General features: G+C 59.1%; 1 protein-coding gene. It reads right to left on the bottom strand.

What is annotated here, in order from left to right:
• Nucleotides 1–428: EF-Tu C-terminal domain-related protein (locus AC27HQ_RS16975; protein ID WP_487157378.1), on the bottom strand; the 428-nt coding region annotated here is incomplete at both ends.

A 428-nucleotide genomic window follows, 5' to 3' on the forward strand; every position in this document is an offset into this window, starting at 1 on the left:
CCGGCGCCAACGGTACGGCCGCCTTCGCGAATCGCGAAGCGCAGACCATCTTCCATGGCGATCGGAGCGATCAGAGTCACAACCAGTTTGACGTTGTCACCCGGCATGACCATCTCGATACCTTCGGGCAGTTCGCAAGAACCGGTCACGTCGGTAGTACGGAAGTAGAACTGTGGGCGGTAGCCTTTGAAGAACGGCGTGTGACGGCCGCCTTCGTCCTTGCCCAGCACGTACACTTCAGCTTCGAACTGAGTGTGCGGCTTGATGGTGCCCGGCTTGGCCAGTACCTGACCACGCTCAACGTCCTCACGCTTGGTACCGCGCAGCAGTACACCGACGTTCTCACCAGCACGACCTTCGTCGAGCAGCTTGCGGAACATCTCAACACCAGTACAAGTGGTCTTGGTCGTGGCACGGATACCAACGAT

The organism is Halopseudomonas sp. 4NH20-0008 (assembly GCF_057548395.1).